The sequence below is a fragment of the Enterobacter sp. N5-15 genome (assembly GCF_057221635.1).
This window is the reverse complement of the sequence record NZ_CM170150.1, coordinates 3,011,904-3,031,563: the sequence shown is the minus strand read 5'-3', so window position 1 is coordinate 3,031,563 and position 19,660 is coordinate 3,011,904. Positions and strand designations below refer to the sequence as shown.

Sequence of the window (19,660 nt, the reverse complement as noted above, 5' to 3'; positions counted from 1 at the left end):
AGAAAAACAGATACGCAGGAAATTATAACATGTTGAACAGACGAGTTAGGCAGATTCAGCCCCAAGAGGATAAGGAGAGCCAAACGAAGACGTTTGGTGATTATTCGGAATTTCCTAATATTGTACTGCTTGGCGATCCGGGCGCCGGGAAAACCCATCTTTTCAAACAGTTTGCAGCAAAGAACGGAGCGACCTATTTAAAGGTTCGTCAATTTATCAACGGCGTTCCGTTAGATGGATTTCAAACGCTATTCATCGACGCCTTGGATGAAAAAAGGAGTGGACACAACAGTGATGATGTGGTTGATGACATTGTTCGCAGTCTATTTTCCCTACGACCGCAAAAGGTCAGAATCTCCTGTCGCTCTCAGGACTGGTTGGGTGAGTCAGATCTCTCAGCATTTTTGCCCTATTTTGAGCGGACAGGGGGATATGTCGTTTTACATTTGCAGCAGTTATCAAGGGAAGAGCAGACAGCGATTCTGCATGCTCATGGCATAGAGCATCCCGAAAAGTTTTTGGAGGAAGCAGAAAAACACTCTGCCTATGAGTTTCTTCACAACCCACAGAATTTGCTTATGCTGGCCGAGGTCGTCAAAGAGGGAAACTGGCCTCAGACGAGGTCAGAACTTTTCCACTCAGCGACACAGCTTCTTTTAACTGAACATAGTAAAGAGCATACGCGGCAAAATTCGGGAATTTATACCAGCGACGAGTTAGAGCACCCTGCTGGGTCTATTTGTGCGTTGCGTATACTGAGTGATGTTTCCGGAATTTCTCTGCTTCCGAATGATATCCGACCAGAATATTGTAGCTATAGAACCATACCGTTTTTCTCACATGAAATAATAAGAGCGACGTTATCTCGACGCGTTTTTGCCGCTGGGGATGAACTCGAAACAGTTGATTACAGCCATAGGACAATTGCCGAGTATTTGGCAGCGAAATGGTTAGCGAGTATCGTTGAAAAGGGCTTACCCTTGGGTCGTTTGAGAAGCCTGCTGGGGTTTGAGGGCTATCCGTCTTCAGAATTAAGAGGATTACACGCATGGTTGGCGGTCTTTTTACCACAATACGCCAATGTCTTCATTCAAGCTGATCCTTATGGTGTACTGACTTATGGCGATGCAGCTTCGTTATCCACTGTAGATAAACAAAGTTTACTTGTGGCACTGTCCAAACTTTCGGAAAGCGATCCTTGGTTTAGAAATCACGGCTTTTCTTCTAATTTGAATGGCTTCGTGAGCGAGGAGATGGAAGCACATTTGCGCCTGATTATCCATGATCCAAAATCGCGATTTTCTTTGCGTATGCTTATTCTCGAATCTCTATCTGTTACAACCCCAATATTGTCATTGAATCAGGATTTAATTGATGTTGTTAGATCTGAACGTCATTCATATGCCGAAAAAGAAGAGGCGATAACGGCATTAATACACTCGGGCCTATCAGGTATTAAAGAAGTCGTCGGAATTTATCCTGAATTGAAAGAGATAAATCACGACAATATTCGATTGCGTAACCACATTATTCAGTTGCTTTATAAAGATTATTTTTCCGCGCTAGATGTAGCACAACTCCTGATTGACACTTTAAGTGTTACTGAGGAACGTTTACCGGTAGGGTCTCTATGGGGAATTATAGATATTGTTCCTGCCGTGGATATAATGACAATATTTGAACACCTCTATCAATATCAAAATGAAAATATAGATAACTGGTATTCATCACCAATAAATCGTCATGAAGTTTTGTATTATATTGAAAGTGGTCTGGTGATTATTCTTAATACGAAAGATCAGTATACTGCTGAGCAAATATGGATATGCCTGAGCGTTCATTACTGGTATAAAGAACATTATAGTCGTTTTGACAGTAAAACAGATCGGATTGTCCAGTTGCTAAAAGAACGTGAATGGCAGTATGAAGATATTATAGATGCCGCGGTAGCATCATTCAGTCGTTATAATACAAGGTTTCTTTTTTTACATGAATTCGATCAAAGTACATTTTGGGTCATTCCTCGTGAACTTTTACTGTCCCGATTTATTCATTATTTATCGAGTGATGAAAAGGTTCAGGATAAGATAAGATTTATTTACCGCTTAGCATTTCCTGTTCTTTGGAGCTGTGATGTACCTTCACAAAAGGTTTTTGATTTTCTTATTTCCTATGGCCTTTTTAACAACAAATTATCTTCAGTTTTAGAAGATGCGCTGATCTGTGAAATTGATGATTGGCAGGTAAAAAACAACGTCAACAGACTCGAAAGTGAGAAAGAGAAGAGGGATACAATTAACGCGGATAAATTGGACTTTGAGCTTCATAGAGAACAGATCGTTTCAGGAGTGCATACAGGGTGGCTTAAACATATAGCATATATATACTATGCACGATATACCGATGTAGATAAAAAACAATCTTACTCTGAGCGCCTTTCATCAGCGCTGGGTGATGAAAATGTGATGGATTCTATCTCTGGACTTATGGCGACACTGCAACGACAGGATCTTCCAACGCTTGATGATGTTAATGCCTTTATAATTGAAGGTCATTATTATAAATGGTGGTTTTCCATTCTGGCTGGTGCTGAAGAACTATGGAAGCGTAAGCCTGATATTACTCAATGGCATGAAGGGTTATTAAAAATATTGCTAGCACTGGAGCTTGGGCTAGGAAAGTATATTCAAAATGGTAAAAAAAATGATACTCATATATTTGAGTGGAAAAAACATGTCATAATATATAGAACGGATATTTTTATAGAAACATATCATTATATAATAGATGCCTGTTTTAAAAATAAGTTGCAATGCATTAGCGCACTAAATTATTTAATACGTGATAATTCCCTGTCGGATTCACATATAATCCCTTTATTCATGCATTTTGCTGAAAAATATCCTGATGATGTTAATCATACCGAAAGATTAGTTGAATGGCTGCTGGCACGTCCACAGATACATAGAGAGCTGCTGAAACTATCTCAACTTATGGTTAATCGACGGGGGGTGTTAAAGAAGGTTAACTATCATATTTGGTTAGTATGCTGTTATTTGCTAGAGCCCGAACAGGCTAATGATTTATTTATATCTGAAGCTAAATCAGATCCTGAGATCATTTGGCTTGTGCGTGAGTTAACGGGTAATGCCAGAAGACAGAGAGAAAATAATAGTCAAGAGCTTTCTTTAATTCAATTAGAAACTATCATTAAAGTTTCAGCAACACATTTTCCTAATGCTTATCATCCAGCAGATGGAAGCCATGGTTCAAGAAATAGCTGGGATTATGCAGAATTTATCAGAGCGTTGATTAATGAAATTTCTTCTATTTCTTCCTATACTGCCAGTGAAGTACTTGCGCGTTTATTATTGCTACCTGAATGTGAAAGCTATCGGGACCATCTTTTACATGCCCAAAGCAATCAGAGAATTCGATATAGAGAGTCACAGTTTCATCATGCTGACTGGAAGCTGGCTGTAAGTACATTAGTGAATGAAACGCCTGCCAACGTAATGGATCTTTACTCATTGCTGCTCGATCATATACGGGATATTTCAAACCGAATTGCTTATGAAAATACCGATATTTTCAAACAATTCTGGAATGAAGACAGTTATGGTCGTACCCTAACGCCTAAACCTGAAGAGAGTTGCCGTAATATTTTTCTGGATTTACTCCGTGCCCGGCTTAATCCATTAAAAATAAGCTGTGAACCAGAAGGACATATGGTTTCCGATAAAAGGGCGGATATCATTGTTTCACTACCCGGTATAAAAGTACCTATTGAGATCAAGCGTGATTATCATCGTGATGTCTGGACTGCACTTAACGGACAATTGGATAAGCTTTATACTAAAAACCCCGATGCTGCTGGTTACGGTATCTATCTGGTTTTTTGGTTTGGTTCTGCTCGACCGAATCCTCTGCCACGTTTGACGAAAAACATACCTCAACCTGAAAACGCCAGTGCAATGGAAAATATGCTTAATGAAACTGTGCTGGTTGAAAAAAGAGACCGCTTATCAGCGATAGTGATTGATGTTTCCGGTGAGGTCATACTTCCTGTTGAAGCGCCAAATTCTTCTATATAAGGAAAATTTATTTTGATAACAAAAGAGCTTGTCGATGAAAGCAATTTTATTCGCAAACTGGTTGATATCGGAAGATTTGACGAATCTTATCAACAATCAGTTGCGTTCCTGAACAAACTGGAAGGAATAACAATCAGGAGCGATAATTACTTTATAGTATTGGCGAATATTGCGGGTACTCTTGTTGACATCGGGCAGATGCAAAATAATAAAAGTGCATCAGAGCTTGGTTGCAACCTGATGGAAGATAACAAAGAAGCATTTATCTCAGTGCTGGGAGAGTGCCTTTACTATTATAATTATGGAAATGCGCTATCTAATCTGGTGAGCATTACTAACCCCAATGACCATACATTCAAATCGATAGAAGAATTGGTTTCTTTAAAAAATATCTACTGGCGTTCTTTTAAGCTATCTTCTGAGGAGTTGGAGGAATTTCAGGCTGAACTTTCCGTTAATTTGGCGAATTCGTTAAGAAGTCAATTTAGGCTCAGTGAGTCACTGAGATATTATGATCTTACTAATCTTAAGGGATTAGATATACCACAGGCTTGGGTCAATCGTTCGATGTCACTAATGGTACTCAATCTTATTTCATCTTCATTCTCAATCAAATTATTAAAAGAAGTAAGAGCAGGATATATTAAAGCCTCTGTATCAAAAAATATCCCACCACAATGGGAATCATTTTATTTAGGTCGCATAGCACAGACTAACGATAAGATCGCAGAATATGCAGTTGATGATGAAACGGATGAGCACGATGAAGCACTTACACAACAAGAGTTCGAAGCGTTAAGCCCATACCGACAGTTTTGTCTTAGAAATCATCTGACTTTATCAGAACATGGCCTGTATTGCCCATGTGTGGGAAGTGCTACAGATGACCTTGTTATTTCTTCGGGAGGGGGCGTAACAGGTGATTTTATCATTCCCATGGAGATGATATTAAATCGCCTTAAATCGGAGTTTTCACTCGGACGTCATCTTTATTTTGATTATCTTCATCCACAAAATACGGATTACATAAAGTACGAAAGTCATTTTCTGGAATTGTATAATGACGAAGTTTTAGGTATTGAAATTGAAAAGATCAGGACGGCATTTCGTCTTTGCTTTGGTATTCTCGATAAAATTGCGGTGGCCATATGTGAACTTTATAATCTTTACCCAACAACAAAAAAAGGTACACTTCAGAAGAATATCTATTTCCAGAGTTTCTGGCAGTTAGATGTTGATAACAGAAGACAATTATTTGAAAAGGTGAAATCACCAGGGCTTCTGGCTCTGTACAGTATTGCTACCGATTTGAATAAAGATAAGGGCGGGGAGTTGGCTTTCTATAAAAAATGGCGCAATGGTTTAGAGCATAAGTTTTTAGTTGTACACAAAAGTGATAAGCCTGAGGATATTTACGAATCTTATCAACTAATCGAAGATGTTCTTTTCATAAAAGAAAGTGATTTTATCCGCCATTTCGAACATTTGCTTCAGATAACGCGTTCAGCAATTTTTTCGTTTACTTTTATGGTGAGGCATGAGGGGATGAAAGAGAAGAAAGAGGGTATCCACTATATGACCAGAGAATTACATGCGAAAAAATATTCAGAAGATTGGGAGTAAAGTTACTATATGTGCCGCCTTCGTCGACAGTAACTATTGTGCATATTTATAACAATCTGCGATCTGTATTCCACCACTTCCTATTGCTGTTTTTGACCGAAAGCGGTATCTTTTACCCGTACCTGCAAATTCAGGTGCCGGGATTGGTCTCCCGAATATCATACCTGCGACATATGACGCGTTAGCGTCTTTTTTATGTCGCGCGTTCGGCTATACCTCTATGGTGGGCTGGGCGGGGGCACCGCAAGGTGCGCCGGTGTAGGTATGGCCGGTAAGACCAACTCCGTTCAGTCCACCACCCGGAAGATTGGTCTCTTCGGTGGTGGAATTTAAATTCACATACCGGAGGTTGCCTTATGGCTACTACCCCAATCCAGACACACCCGTTACTTTCCGTTCCCTTCAGCGCCGCCACGGATTTCACCGTACTTGCCGATCACTGCGAAACCTTCGCCGAAACCCTGATTGAAAGCAACGATCCCATACTGAAAATGGCGCTCTGCGGCAGACTCAACGCCTGTCTATCGCTGTTGCAGCCCACGTTGTTGGAGCCTGTTCCTCCCCATCTTATTGAAAGCCTGACCGTTGACACCCTCCCTGCAAATTCCCCCCGTTTCGAGCCTGAATGCACAGAGCTTTGCCGCTATTGCCTCGCCCTGACGCAGATGCTGTCATGGCAAGGCTTTTACTCTGAAATGGAGAAACACCTTAGCGGCCTGCTGTATGAACTGATCAACTATTTCGCTGCGGAAATGAAAGCCCCGCGCTGGCTCCGCACTGCCGACGGCGTGAAGTTTATCGACGAGGTGGCCGCATGATGCTCCAGGACTGGCATCCTGCCGACATTATCGCCGGACTGAAAAAACGTGGCACTTCTCTGTCAGCACTTTCACGTCAGGCAGGACTGGCGTCTTCCACGCTGGCTAATGCGCTTACCCGCCGCTGGCCCAAAGGTGAAAGGTTAATTGCTGAAGCGTTAGGCATCGCGCCTGAGCAAATCTGGCCTTCGCGCTATCGCAAATCAGAATATCGATAAGGCAAACAGCTCCTCCCGATCTTCTGCCTGCCTTTGCAGGCGGGAGATCGAGAAAACGCCAGTGACGTGCGACAACTCAGCATTTTATCAAATCAACGGGAAATGTTTTTCAGACAAAAACAGTTTCCTCTTTTTGCGCCAGTTACATTCGTATAATTTTCCTCACGCAACGAATGGCCCTCCGGGCTGCCCTTACGCTTCACGACCTGCAAGAAGCGGCCTGATTTCAGGCTGGTCGTCCCGTTACCGACAATACCTTTGAAAATGTCGGGCTGCGTTGCAGCTAAGGTCACTCTTCACACTGCGTCAATGCCTGAACCGGTTTTTCGGTACAGGTCGTAAAAAGGTGATTGCCATGCATGTTATTCACCGAAAAAACCGAATGCGTCTTCAGCTTTGCAGTAATGACGCATGAATCCCTCGTTCCATCGCTTCATTATTACCCTTATAGCTTTACATCTATATAGCATTTAACCTATATTAATTTGGAGGTCCCGTGTGGACGATTAAAACAACGGATACGTTTGATCGCTGGTTTGCCTCGCTCAACGATACCTACAGGGTCAGCGTGCTTGCAGCGCTGCTGGTCCTGCGGGAAAAGGGGCCGAGTTTGTCCAGACCTTATGCCGATACGGTCAGAGGTTCCCGTTACAGCAACATGAAGGAGTTGCGTATTCAGAGTCGGGGCGATCCGATAAGGGCGTTTTTCGCTTTTGATCCGACCCGTACTGGCATTGTGCTTTGTGCTGGAAATAAGGTTGGCAATGAAAAACGTTTTTACGATGAGATGCTCCCGGTCGCAGACCGGGAATTCACGAACTGGCTGAACACATTAAAAGAGAAGGAGTAACGCGATGGGCAGAACGCTGGAACAGCTTATTGCGGATGAAAAACCTGAAGTTGTGGCCGAAGCTCAGGCGATGGCGACGGATATCCTGCTCAACATTCACCTTGCCGAACTGCGTGAGAAAGTACAGAAAACGCAGGTAGAAATGGCTCAGGCGCTGGGTATCAGACAGCCTACCGTTGCAGGCATGGAAAAACCGGGCCGCGACCTGAAACTTTCCACACTTAAACGTTATGTTGAAGCAACCGGTGGCAAGCTACGCCTTGATGTTGAACTGCCGGATGGTTCTCACTACGGATTTGTACTGTAAACACTGACGCTCCCTAACTGGAGCGTCAGTCCCCCTGCGGCCTGCAAAGACGTCCGGCTTTGCTGCCGCGTGACCGTAAAACTGCACCAGCCTGCGATTTTAAAAATACTGCACCAGTCCAGTGCGTCACTTTAACCGCGCAGAGCGGGAAAGTGACGCACGCGGCCTTTTCGACCTGCACCAGAAAACTCAACTGCGCCAGCTCACGGCTGGATCCTGACACCGCCTTTTCAGGCCATTTGACCAATAAGGAGAGCATGAACCGATACCGGACGGGGATCAGGACGATCCGGGGGATGACCCGCTAAGGCGGGCGGCTGCTCAGAGAGCACAACCGAAGCCCCACCACACCTCAACGGCGACCGCCCCGGCGCTCAGGTATCGTTCGCAGCCCCGACAATAAAACAGGGGCTATCGGCCTACGCGCCGGGGAAAGCTGTATCAGTGTTGGGTTTCTGGGATGAGTTTGCGGCAATCATGAAAAGGGGAAAATATGGGAATACTGGAGCAGGAAATGAAGCGTCTTGCACAGCAGGCTGGCGGCAGCCATAAAACCGTTCACGACCGCATTAAGCTGGCGCAGCGGTTTTGTGAGCGTCTGGTGCTGGCGCAGAATGTGCAGATCCGCCGGGTGGAGCAGCTTAAGGCGCGGCATATTGAAGGCTATGTCCGTGAACGGCTGGCGCAGGGCATCATAAAGCGTTCCCTGCAAAACGAGATGGCGGCGGTGCGCTGCATTCTGAAACAGGCCGGGCGTGACAGGCTGGCGCAGAGTGAGCGGCTGAACAACCGTTCTCTGGGATTGTCCGGCGCATCCCGTAACGGTACGAAGCTGGCTATCACGCCGGAGCACTATCGTGACGTGCTGGAGACGGCCCGCGTAAAAGATCCGGGGCTGGCGGCAGCACTGGAACTCTCAAGGCTGATGGGATTACGTTCGCAGGAGGCGGTGCAGAGCGTACAGTCTCTGAAAACGTGGCGGCAGGCGCTGGAGCGTGGCGATACCCGGTTAACCGTAGTTTTCGGCACCAAAGGCGGACGGCCTCGCGAGACGATTATTCTTGATGCTGGCGCAATCAAAAAAGCGCTGGATAATGCGCTGGCTGTGGCAGAAGATCGCCACGGCAGGCTGATAGATAAGCCGGATCTGAAAACCGCCATGAAATACTGGCACAGTCAGGCGTTACGTCTCGGGTTAACGGGCGCATACTCTCCGCACTCGTTGCGCTATGCGTGGGCGCAGGATGCGATCCGTCATTATCTGGCGCAGGGATTCAGTGAAAAAGAAGCGCTGGCGATGACGGCGATGGATTTGGGGCATGGCGATGGGCGCGGACGGTACGTGGCGCAGGTGTACGGGCGAAAGGATGATGCCGATTGATAGCGTCAGACTTGCAATATGGTGTTATTCATCGGTTTTCACCCCAAATTATTTGTCCCCAAATAATTTGGGGTAGTTTCCTATTAATCTCGGGGTATTAATCGGTTTTCATACAAAAAATTTTGGGGGCAAAATTTTTTGTATGCTTTCCTCTTAATAACAATCCTTCTGAACGGTATGGCCTATTAATATGCTTCTGGTGCAGCATTACGGTATTTTTGCTGGTGATTGTGCCAGCAAAAGGAAAAGGGCCTGATAAAGGTAAAGGGCGACTAAGAGTAACAGCGCCAGACCGTAAAAGGCCAAAGGGCTTAAAAGGCTAAAGCTGGCGCAGATCGATATTTACGGAGATATCTGGTGCAGTCCTGCCGTATACAGGCGACGACAGGCTGGTGCAGATAAACCGTGACATTGAACTGGTGCAGTTATGACGTATCGGCAAATCAGTCTCTGGCGCTAATTGTCTGGCAGCTTTCGCCTGAAATTATTCACTGTGAATAATGTCCATTTTTTGCCTATTGATTCATAATATATTGATAGGTTTTCGTACAAAATTATTCTACGTCGAATAATTTTGTACGCTTTCCGATTAATAACCCAAAAATTGAAGATAAATCCTTTCAATGCAAAAAGCAGATCCGAATTCAATCAGGATCTGCTTTTTCATTTTTAACACATTATACTGCTACTGGCTCAGGCTGCCTTATGCCGCCGCGCATAAATATACGGGGCAACGTATCCTTCACGGCTCACGTCCAAGTAATCCGACCACCATTGCATCATAGCTTTACGGGCGTCGAGATGTTCAGCCCGGTGGATATATGCCGCACGCACGCTGTTGCGCTCCTGATGGCTCATCTGCCGTTCCACTGCATCCCGCGACCAGAGTTCAGATTCAACCAGTGTGCTACAGGCCATTGCTCGGAAGCCATGTCCGCAGACATCGGTTTTGGTATCATAGCCCATCAGACGTAACGCCCGGTTGATGGTGTTTTCACTCATCGGCTTATACGGGTTATGGTCGCCGGGAAACACCAGATCCAGATGACCGGAGATTTCCTTTATCTGCTTTAGAATGGCGATCGCCTGATGAGATAGCGGGACAATATGCGGGGTACGCATTTTCGCGCCACGACCAGAGAAACGGATTTTCTCAATCGTTTCCCGTGTGGCGGGGATGGTCCAGATTTTGTTTCTGAAATCAATCTCGCTCCAGCGGGCGAAGCGCAATTCACTGGAGCGAATAAACAGATGGAGTGTCAGCACCACCGCCAGCCTTGTAAGCTGCCGTCCCTGCTGATAATCGCCAATGCGTTCAAACAATTCGGGCAACCGCTCCAGCGGCAGGGCGGGATAGTGATTTTTAACCGGCGGTGTTGTGACGCCTTCCAGATGCTGCGCCGGGTTGCTTTCGGTCAGTCCCTGCTGAACGGCGTAACGCATGATGTTGCAGAGTTGCTGCCGGGTACGAGACGCGACTTCCAGAAAGCCTTTATCCTCAATAACTCTCAGCAGCGCCGTGAAATGCTGCGTTTTTAGCGTGGTGACGGGCAGATGACCGATTGCCGGAAAGATATGATTTTTCATGCTGGCAAGGATGCGCTCTGCATAGTCAGCCGACCACTTTTTATTGGTTTTGTGCCATGCCACCGCAACGGCCTCAAAGCATTTTTCCGGTGACGCGGCGGCTTTTTCAGTCATGCGTTGTTGCGCGGGATTGATATTCTGCGCCAGCAGTTTACGTATGCCGTCGCGCTGCTGACGGGCGTCGGAAAGCGAGACCTGCGGATATGCGCCTAAGGCAATTCGGGATTCTTTTCGGTTGAAGCGATATTTGAGATACCAGAGGCGTGAACCGCCCGGATTGACAAGCAGATACAGACCCTGAGAATCGGTCAGTTTAAAGGGTTTATCAGAAGGCTTGATACTACGGATTTTCGCGTCGGACAGGGACATATGGTGGTCACTCCATTATCGAACTGAAATGACCCCAAATCAGACCACCAATTTCGCCGGATGCACAGGGAAAACCAGATACGCATCGGGAAAGATTTTCATGCTAACTTATTGAAACCTAATTGAATAGGGACTTATAAGCACGCCTAAAAACAGGGATTTGGCTCCTCTGACTGGACTCGAACCAGTGACATACGGATTAACAGTCCGCCGTTCTACCGACTGAACTACAGAGGAATCGTGTGAACGGGGCGAATATTATCGACCTGCGTTCACCTTGTCAAAGGGGGAAATTAAACTTTTCGTTCGTTTGCCGACAATTTCAGCAAATCGCTGATTTTATGGCAAATTTGCGTTGAAATTACACAGCAAAAAGCGCCGCCCGCAGGCGGCGCGCAGGATCAGAACAGTACGGAGTAGTTCAGACCAAAGGTACGTCCACGGCCTTTATAGGTATACAGGCCCGGTGCACCGTAGGTTGGGCTATACAGCCCCGGCGCGCGCTGGCCCCAGGCGGTGGTGTAGTCTTTGTCCAGCAGGTTTTCCACGCTGAAGCTGACCTTACCCACCGGCAGGGCGTAGCTGCCCAGGAAGTCGACCGTGTTATAGCCATCGATCTTCTTGCCGTCGGAGTCTGACACGTCAAAGGTCTGCGTGCTCTGCACGCGCAGGGTCCAGTCGCCCGGCGCCCAGTTGACCCATGCGCTGGCTTTCGACGGGCTGGCGCTGTCGACCGTCAGCTTCTCCCATTTCCCGTTTTCGCGGGTTTCAGACTTGATTGCGTTGAAGTTCGCACCGGTGCTCCAGTCGCTGTCGGTGAAGAAATAGTCCACCTGACCTTCCACCCCGTAGATACGACGCTTGTCGTCTTCCAGGTTGATGGTCATATCCGTCTTGTTAATGGTGATGGTTTTATCCGAGAGCGAGTAATACGCCGCGACCTGCGTGCGCAGGTTATCGCCGGTGTAGCGCCAGCCCAGCTCATAAGCGTTGACCTTGATGCCGTCCAGCGTCGAGTCGTTCACGTTGACGCTGTTCAGCAGGCGGTAGTGACCGTTGCTGAGCTGATAGGTGCCCGAGCCGTAGTACTTCGCCAGGTCCGGAATTTCGAAGCCCTGGGAGAAGTTAAACCACACCTGCTGCTGTTCGGTCAGGCGCCCGAGGATCCCGGCGTTAAACAGGAAGTTGTTGTAATCGGTTTTCCCGCCCGGCACCGCGTCTGCGGAGGTGGCTTTCCCGGTGGCGATGGCCTGCTGCTGGGTGTAACCGACAAAGTCGTCCACCTTGTTTTCGGTGTACTGATAACGCACGCCGCCGCTCAGGGTGATGGCGTCAATGTCGTAGCTGGCCTGCAGGAACGGGGCGAGGTTGGTGATGCTGTAGCCCGGGTAACGGCCCACGTTGTAGGCGTTATCCAGCTCCATGCCGCCGCTCGCCGCGGCCTTGCTCAGGTTGAAGAACTGCTGGTTGGCATCAAAGGTTTCGTGGTCGGCATCCACACCCCAGGTCAGCGTTAAATCGTCCACCGGCTTGCTGTTCAGCGTCAGCTTGCCGCCGTAAAAATCGGTTTTCTGCTGGGACGCGCCGATGCTGCTCACCACGCCTTTGGTCAGGGTAGGGAACGGATAATAGGTCAGGCTCTCGTCGCGATAGTAAATCTGTGCGACCAGATCCTGGCCCCAGAAGTCGGTATTGGAGTACTGCAGGTTAATCAGATGGCGCTCTGTACCCGGTACGCGGTCAGAATCAAGATTACCTTTGTTGTAGGCGGTCGCATCCCCCGTTACCGCCGAGAAGTTCTTCCCGAGATACAGCCCATGCTTGCCGTCGGACTCGCTCTTGTAGTACTGCGTCGTCAGCTGCAGCTGCTGACGATCGTCGATGTTGATGGTGCCCGTGCCCATCACATCAATACGGTCGGAATACTGGAGGCCGGTCTGGGTGTTATCGATAATCACCTCGTCGCCGTTGCCGTCATACCAGCCGCCGTAGCGCTGATACGACACCGACAGACGACCGGAGGCCTTGTCATTGCCGCCGCTTACGGCTGCCGACACGTTCTCATCGTGATCGTTGTGGCTGTTAAATCCGCTCTTTGTCCCTGTCTGGAACTCAACTTCGGTTTCCGGCTGGCCTTTTTTGGTGACGATGTTCACCAGGCCGCCGGTGCTGCCGCCGCCGTAGAGTGAGGTGGCGCCGGAGATGACTTCGATACGGTCAATGTTGAACGGATCGATAGAGTCCAGCTGGCGGCTGTCGCTGCGGGACGAGTTCAGGCGAACGCCGTCCACCATCACCATCATGGAGCGGCCGCGCAGGTTCATGCCGTAGTTGGTACGCCCCTGGCTGCTGACGTCCATGCCCGGGATCAGCTGCGCCAGCACTTCTTTAATCTCTTTTCCGCCCTGAACCTGCTGCTCAATTTCAGCCCGCTCAATGACCCAGGTGGTCTGCGCCATCTCCGCCACGCTGCGGTGCGCGCGGCTGGCGGAGACAACGATATTTTCTTCCTTTTGTTCTTCCGCCCACGCAGAGGTAGAAAGCATTGCAAGCAAGCAAGGATTTAAAACCCAAAGATGAGAACGTTTCATTGTTATGTTGATCCTGATTGTGTGTGTCAGTACTCGGTGGTTTTTGCTAACGATTTAAAAACCGGGTTGCTGTCCGGGCTGGCGGTGGTGCGCCAGTGGATAACGCCGGGGGTGGTGGCCAGCTCAAACGGCTCGTCGGCATGCGCGCGATTCAAGATCCGCGCCGCGCGCCAGGCCATCAGGCTGAGCTGGGGTTCGGCAATGCCGAGACGGTGCATCCCGGCATTAACGGCGAACAGGCGGTTGCTCTGCGGGCCGTCCCATTCGAGAGTGAAATCGTTGTTGATGCAGAAGGCTTCGTCCGTATCCAGATGCAGGCGGTGAGACAGCGGCGCGAGGAACGCGGGCTGAACGGCGCGGTAGCCGGTGGCGAAGATCGTCACGTCGCTCTCCAGTTGCTCGCGGCCGCCGTCGAGGTGATGCTGAATGCTCAGACGATGTCCGTTTTCCTGGCGCGTCAGGGACGTCACCGAGCGGGACGGCAGGAGATGCGCCCAGGGTTTTTCACGCAGCACTTCGAAGCGGTGGTACATGGCGCGGTAAATCGCCAGCAGAGACTCGGTGGTGATACCGTCGGACGTCATCTTCTGCTCGTGCAGCATCTGACGACGGGCCTCTTCACCCAGCGTGGAGAAGCTGTCCACGTACTCCGGCGTGAAATACTCGTTGGCAAAGGCGGCTTCATCCAGCGCGTTGTAGTTATTGCGGCGCGATACCCAGTTCAGGCTCAGCGGCTGGCCCCATTCGCCGCGGAAGATATTCAAAAACAGGTCGGCCCCGCTCTGGCCGCCGCCGACGACGGTGACGCGCTTGCCCGCAAGATCCGGCGTGCGCAGCATCATCTCGCTAGCGTGGAAGCAGGTATCGTCCTGAACGGTGACGCAGTCAGGCAGGTTGATCTGTTTGCCAATCCCCACGCAGACGTGGCGCGCCAGGAAGCGGTCGCGCTGGGTCACCACTTCAAACAGGCCGCTTTTCTCATCAAAGCTCACCTGCTGCACCTGCTGGCTGAAGGCGAGGTTGGTGAGGTTTTCCGCCGCCCAGCACAGGTAGTCCGCAAACTCCTCGCGGGAGACGGTGCGCTGCTCGGTGGTCAGGAAGCGGTAGAACTTTTTGCGCTGCACCAGGTAGTTCAGGAAGCTGTGGCGGTTGGTCGGCTCCACGGCGCTGACCAGGTCTTTCAGGAAACTGGTCTGCATGTGGCAGTCCGGCACCATCATTCCCGGGTGCCAGGAAAAGTGCGGCTTGCGCTCAAGGAACAGCGAGCTAAAGCCGTCCAGCCCTTCGGCCAGAGCGGCGATGCTGAGGTTAAACGGGCCAATACCAATGCCGATGAAATCATAGGTTTTCATTGCGCTGACTCCCGGGAGGCGAGAAAAAGAGGGTTATCGAGGTCGGTAACGTAGTTCGGCAGCATGCGGCTGCCGCCGTCGTGTTCGGAGAAGGTCAGTTTGACCGGGTTGAGGATCACGCGAATAATTTGCGGCTTGAACAGGTCGAACGTCGCGAAGCGCTCCGCAAGCTCCGGGTGCGCGGCCATATAGCGATGTAAAACCTGCGCCAGGATCTGGTAGAAACGGGGTTCGCTCACGCCGCATTGCAGGGTGAGGCGCGAGATAAAGCGCAGCACCGTCACAAAGTTGCCGGTTTGCAGGTCGTGAATGATGTAATCCGCGCTGAGGCGCGCCGTGACGGCCTTCACCTGCTCCGGCAGGCTCTGCGCCTGCGGGAAATCCTCATCCACCAGGCGCATATCGCCCTGGAAATCCTTCAGCAGGATGCGCTGCGGGACGTAATCCTTCATCACCAGCGTTACGTTCTGGCCGTGGGCAATCAGCGCCATGCCGTAGCGGCAGAGCAGGTGGTAGAACGGGATCACCGTTGCCTCAAACAGCTTTTCCAGCCACGCGTCGGCGCTTAGCCCCGAGCGTTTAATCCACGCGTCGATCAGCGGGCGCCCGGCGTTATCGGTTTCCATCAGCGCCGCCATCAGCACCGCCTGTTCACCGTCTTCTAAATAACAGGATGGGTTCTCGCGCCAGATCACCCCCAGCATCTCCTGATAGCGGTAGGGCGCTTTCGGCAACGCGGCGTAACCCGGATGCGACAGATAGCCGGCGGCGGGTTCGCCAAGCACCTGAGCGCCAGAGCGGGCAAGCGTAGCGTCGGTGGCAAACTGCTGCTGTAGCCAGCGCGAGGCCAGCGGCCCGGCGGCAATGTACTTGCCCGGAATGCCGCGATAGCAGGAAGTGTTATAGATAGTCAGCGGAAGCTTGATGTCGTAAGGCGCGCGACGGCTGGCGTTGGTGAGCGTGCGCAGAGACTGCTGCGCCAGATACTCATCGCCAAACTCGCCCAGCTCAACCATCTCTCCGCGCGCCAGCTGCGCCAGGAAATGAATGGCAATTTTCTGCTGCCACTGCCACGGGTGCAGCGGCACCGGCAGCCAGCCGTCGTCAAGACCCAGCGCCTGCCAGCGGGCGTCAAAGCGGACGCGCTCGGTGTTGTCCATGGCGCTTGCCAGCAGCGCGTTGATATCGCAATCGACGTCGCTGCTCCAGACCAGATGATCCCTCTGAACGGCAACCCAGTGCAGACGAAAACGTCCGCGATACTCCGGCGCGTACTGACGCAGCGCGTCCAGCCCCCAGCCGCGGCGGCCTTTGTTGAAAATAAACTTCGGGTGACCGCTCATCAGACACTGTAATTCATCCGGGTCGAGGTGGATCAGCGCGTCCGCGTCCAGCGCTTCACGCGCCTGCAGCAGCTGCATGTCGCCGCGCAGCGTGGCGTAGAGATCTTCCATGTGCTCTGCCGTTTGCGCGTCGCTCATCTCCAGCACCGTCGCCAGCTGCAGCAGCGCGCTTTCCGCTTCGACGGCTTCTCCGCTGGCGGCGATCAGGCTATTCGGGTCGATATGCAGCCAGCCCCAGATCCCGCGCGTGGCGCGAAACTGCCAGGACTCGTTGCCCATAGTGATGCGCCAGCCGTCCGACGAAACCGGCTCAGCGCGCAGGGTGCGTTCGTATTCCAGCTCGGCGAGGATCTTCGCCACCATCTCGCGGTTCACTTTCTGCCAGAGCGCGTTCACAGTTCCACCTCGCTGAAGAAGCGGTGACGCTGGCTCATGATGAGGCGCGAGCGCTTGTGCGGGAAGTCGAACTCTTTCGTCGTCTCAAAACCGGCGGAGGCCAGATGGCGGAACAGGCGCTGGTTGTCGAAGCGCGGCTCGGCGACGATGCGCGCGGTGCGCGGTTCATCGAGATACAGATAGTGGCTCAGGCCGCGCAGCCAGCTGCGGATGTACTGCTCGCCGCGCCAGTTCTCTTCGCCCACCAGCATGTGCAGGCCACGGTCAAACGGCTGCCAGCGGTAGTGGCGGCCAATGCGGTCTTCCGCCGCCCAGTAGAGCTCAAAATAGCCGAACGGCTGGTCGTCGAAGCAGCCGATAACCGGGTAGCAGTACGTCGAGTCAAGCTGGCGGCGCAGGTAGCTTTCCTGTTCGGCCTGCGGGCCCGCCATCTCCCAGAAGGCGTTCACGCGCGGGTTGTTCATCCATTGGGTAAAGCGCTCGCCGTCCAGCGCCACGTCGGCCACGCGGAAGCTGAGTGTGCGCTTAATTTGCGGATCGTAACGACGGTACACTTCGCCCTGCGGGCGGTGAGGACGCAGCGGGAAATACAGCTGACGGCTCTCATCAAACTGCATCCCGCCGCTGGCCCGTGATTGTTCCCCTTTCAGCCACAGCGGCAGCTGCCAGAAGGTTTCGCGTGCCAGATAGTCCCCGTGGGCCAGGCTAAATAGCGCCTGCGCCTGGGGTTCATCCTGCCAGGTCGCCCAGGGCAGGGTAATGCCGGTCAGCGCGGGTGCGGCAACAAACAGCTGATCCAGGGCTTCGACCAGCCAGCCGTCCGGGATCCCATTCAGACGCTCCAGCACCGCGCTGCCGTCGAGACCCAACGTCAGCGGCAGCGCGCGATCCGTTGCGGTGCAGCGAAAGCCATAGCCGGAATGGACGATATTCGCGATTGCCATTACGCCTTCTCCTTGTAAAACGGGTTGCTAAAGTCGAAATAGATCACCGCCGGATCGGCGATGGTGTTTTCATTGCGATCGTGCAGGTAGCAGAAGAAGTTGCCTTTGCAGTTCCAGGTCGGGCTGTCGAGCACGTAGTCGAGGCAGCGGGTCTGCTTTGCCGTGCGGCGCAGTTCGGCCAGTGCGTCGCGCACGCGAGACATCAGGCTCTCCTCGCTGTCGAAACCGGCGGCGGCGAGGGCGGCGGTGACGGCAAGGGTAGAGTTCAGCAGCAGGTAATAAGGGAAGTAGCGCAGCAGCTGGCTCTCACCGAAGCGGTTTTCCACCTCCGTTTCGCCCGCCTCTTTCAGCCACGCATCGGCTCCTTCGGTCCACGCGCTGCCCTGGCAGTCGCGGTAGATCAGCCCGACGGGGAAATCCTGCTGCATCTCAACGAGGATATTTTGCTGGTGCGCCAGCAGGACCAGACCGTAGTCCGCCTCGGCGCTGAACAGCGGAAGTAATACGCGGTCGCAATAGGCGTCGAGCCAGCAGCGGGCGGCCTGGGCGAGCGGTAATTCCAGACGCTCGCTCAGACGGCGCACCGCGGAGGCCAGCAGGCTATCACCGCCGTCCGGCGCGGCCTGGGTCAGGCTCACCAGCACGTTGGTTTGTGTTTCGGGGGTATCGAACAGCAGGTTGACGCGCAGGGCCATCAGGCTCTCTTCCTGAACGATGCCGTTTTCGTCACGCAGCCCCGCCCAGCCGTCTTCCTGCATTACGCGCATGGTCGGGTAGCGTGACTGTAATTCTTTCCAACGTTCTGTTTTCGCCAGGCGCGCCAGGCGCATTCCGCGCTTAACCTCTTTGACCGACAGCGTGCGCACGGAGTTGGTCAGGCGCACGCTGAGGGAGAACTTAATCATGTCGCCGTTGGTTTCGCTGTACAGCGAGCGGGACGAGCTGGTGGGCAGCCACTGCGCGCCCGCTTCACCCAGGTCCTGCAATGAACCGTTTTTCGCCAGGCGCTGGCACCAGTCCTGCTCCAGCAGATAGTCGGCCTGCCACGGATGCATCGGCAGCAGCCAGCGGGTGTCGGTGAAGTGGCCGAGCAGCTCAGGCGCGCTCTGGGCCGCGAAGCGCAGCAGACGCTCGCGCAGGGAGACGTTCAGGCTGTCGCCAGCAACGAGCGTGCTCTCAACGGCAAACCAGCGCAGCGGGAAGCGGGAGGCAAAATCGGGCAGATAGCGACGCGCCTCGGTTTCGTTGAACGGCTCGTGCGACTTCGGTGCTGGGTGGAACGCGTGGCCGACCAGCAGCGCCTGTTCCGCCTCGGCAAACGTCAGCGGCTTATCGCGCAGGTTTGCCCAGCCGTGGCGCAGATCGATCGCCTGCCAGGTGTGCGCATGGCTTTCGAGAACGCGCTGCTTAAAACGCGCCAGCGTATCGGCATCCAGCGAGCCTTTTACTGACGGTTTTTCAAGAATTAAATCAACCAGTTGATCAAATGTGACGGCGTCACCGTCATCACTGTTGCTTTGAATAAGCGTTGCCGGGAAACGGTACTGATGATGCTGGGTGGGAGAGAAATAGCGTACCGGAACCCGAAGAGCCTGGGTTTGTGACAGCGGGATATGAATGTCCGGTAACGCATCCGCAGCGGTAGCGGGGAGATAGCGCCAGTCCTTCGTTTCGCGCAACAGGGCGTTTAAAAAACACTGGGCTGCAACGTCTGTACCGGCAGAGCGGGGCAGAGCACGCATAGATGTACCTCATTCCATGATTGATAATAATTCTCGTTATGATAT

13 protein-coding genes and 1 tRNA gene are annotated in these 19,660 nt (G+C 51.7%); 7 read left to right on the top strand and 7 right to left on the bottom strand.

Annotated elements, in window-relative coordinates; genetic code table 11:
- Positions 1-29 precede the first annotated feature (29 nt).
- From AC2TE5_RS14435 to AC2TE5_RS14405, 7 genes are all read left to right on the top strand, one after another.
- Entirely contained in the window at positions 30-4,094 is a 4,065-nt protein-coding gene (locus tag AC2TE5_RS14435; RefSeq protein WP_484611878.1) for an NACHT domain-containing protein, read from the top strand.
- Between the two features lie 12 nt (positions 4,095-4,106).
- The gene (locus tag AC2TE5_RS14430) at positions 4,107-5,717 is read left to right on the top strand and encodes an LA2681 family HEPN domain-containing protein (RefSeq protein WP_484611877.1); all 1,611 of its coding nucleotides are present in this window, start codon (positions 4,107-4,109) and stop codon (positions 5,715-5,717) included.
- A gap of 356 nt (positions 5,718-6,073) precedes the next feature.
- Positions 6,074-6,535 (top strand): hypothetical protein, encoded by a 462-nt coding sequence (locus AC2TE5_RS14425; RefSeq protein WP_484611876.1) that lies wholly within the window; start codon positions 6,074-6,076, stop codon positions 6,533-6,535.
- A complete protein-coding gene (locus AC2TE5_RS14420; protein WP_484611875.1) occupies positions 6,532-6,753 on the top strand; it encodes a helix-turn-helix domain-containing protein in 222 nt (73 codons plus the stop codon). The genes AC2TE5_RS14425 and AC2TE5_RS14420 overlap by 4 nt, the downstream gene beginning before the upstream one ends.
- Before the next feature lie 496 nt (positions 6,754-7,249).
- Positions 7,250-7,603: a type II toxin-antitoxin system RelE/ParE family toxin gene (locus AC2TE5_RS14415; RefSeq protein ID WP_484611874.1), complete on the top strand. Its 354-nt coding sequence runs from the start codon at positions 7,250-7,252 to the stop codon at positions 7,601-7,603.
- Between the two features lie 4 nt (positions 7,604-7,607).
- Complete coding sequence (locus tag AC2TE5_RS14410; RefSeq protein ID WP_000533827.1) at positions 7,608-7,910, top strand: helix-turn-helix domain-containing protein; 303 nt, start codon at positions 7,608-7,610, stop codon at positions 7,908-7,910.
- Positions 7,911-8,403: 493 nt separating this feature from the next.
- Positions 8,404-9,291, top strand: a complete 888-nt coding sequence (locus AC2TE5_RS14405; RefSeq protein WP_484611873.1) for an integrase domain-containing protein — start codon at positions 8,404-8,406, stop codon at positions 9,289-9,291.
- 693 nt (positions 9,292-9,984) lie between these two features.
- On the opposite strand, the gene AC2TE5_RS14400 is transcribed toward AC2TE5_RS14405, so the two are convergent.
- The 7 genes from AC2TE5_RS14400 to AC2TE5_RS14370 all read right to left on the bottom strand — a co-directional run bounded on the left by AC2TE5_RS14400 (position 9,985) and on the right by AC2TE5_RS14370 (position 19,615).
- Positions 9,985-11,247 (bottom strand): tyrosine-type recombinase/integrase, encoded by a 1,263-nt coding sequence (locus tag AC2TE5_RS14400; RefSeq protein WP_484611872.1) that lies wholly within the window; start codon positions 11,245-11,247, stop codon positions 9,985-9,987.
- Between the two features lie 161 nt (positions 11,248-11,408).
- Positions 11,409-11,484, bottom strand: a tRNA-Asn gene (locus tag AC2TE5_RS14395).
- Between the two features lie 164 nt (positions 11,485-11,648).
- On the bottom strand, positions 11,649-13,838 hold the full coding sequence (locus tag AC2TE5_RS14390; protein WP_484611871.1) for a TonB-dependent siderophore receptor: 2,190 nt from the start codon (positions 13,836-13,838) through the stop codon (positions 11,649-11,651).
- A gap of 26 nt (positions 13,839-13,864) precedes the next feature.
- Complete coding sequence (locus AC2TE5_RS14385; RefSeq protein WP_484611870.1) at positions 13,865-15,190, bottom strand: lysine N(6)-hydroxylase/L-ornithine N(5)-oxygenase family protein; 1,326 nt, start codon at positions 15,188-15,190, stop codon at positions 13,865-13,867.
- On the bottom strand, positions 15,187-16,929 hold the full coding sequence (iucC, locus tag AC2TE5_RS14380) for an aerobactin synthase IucC (RefSeq protein ID WP_484611869.1): 1,743 nt from the start codon (positions 16,927-16,929) through the stop codon (positions 15,187-15,189). The genes AC2TE5_RS14385 and iucC overlap by 4 nt, the downstream gene beginning before the upstream one ends.
- Positions 16,926-17,873: a GNAT family N-acetyltransferase gene (locus AC2TE5_RS14375; protein ID WP_484611868.1), complete on the bottom strand. Its 948-nt coding sequence runs from the start codon at positions 17,871-17,873 to the stop codon at positions 16,926-16,928. Before AC2TE5_RS14375 ends, iucC begins: the two co-directional genes overlap by 4 nt.
- Complete coding sequence (locus AC2TE5_RS14370) at positions 17,873-19,615, bottom strand: IucA/IucC family protein (RefSeq protein WP_484611867.1); 1,743 nt, start codon at positions 19,613-19,615, stop codon at positions 17,873-17,875. Before AC2TE5_RS14370 ends, AC2TE5_RS14375 begins: the two co-directional genes overlap by 1 nt.
- Positions 19,616-19,660 lie beyond the last annotated feature (45 nt).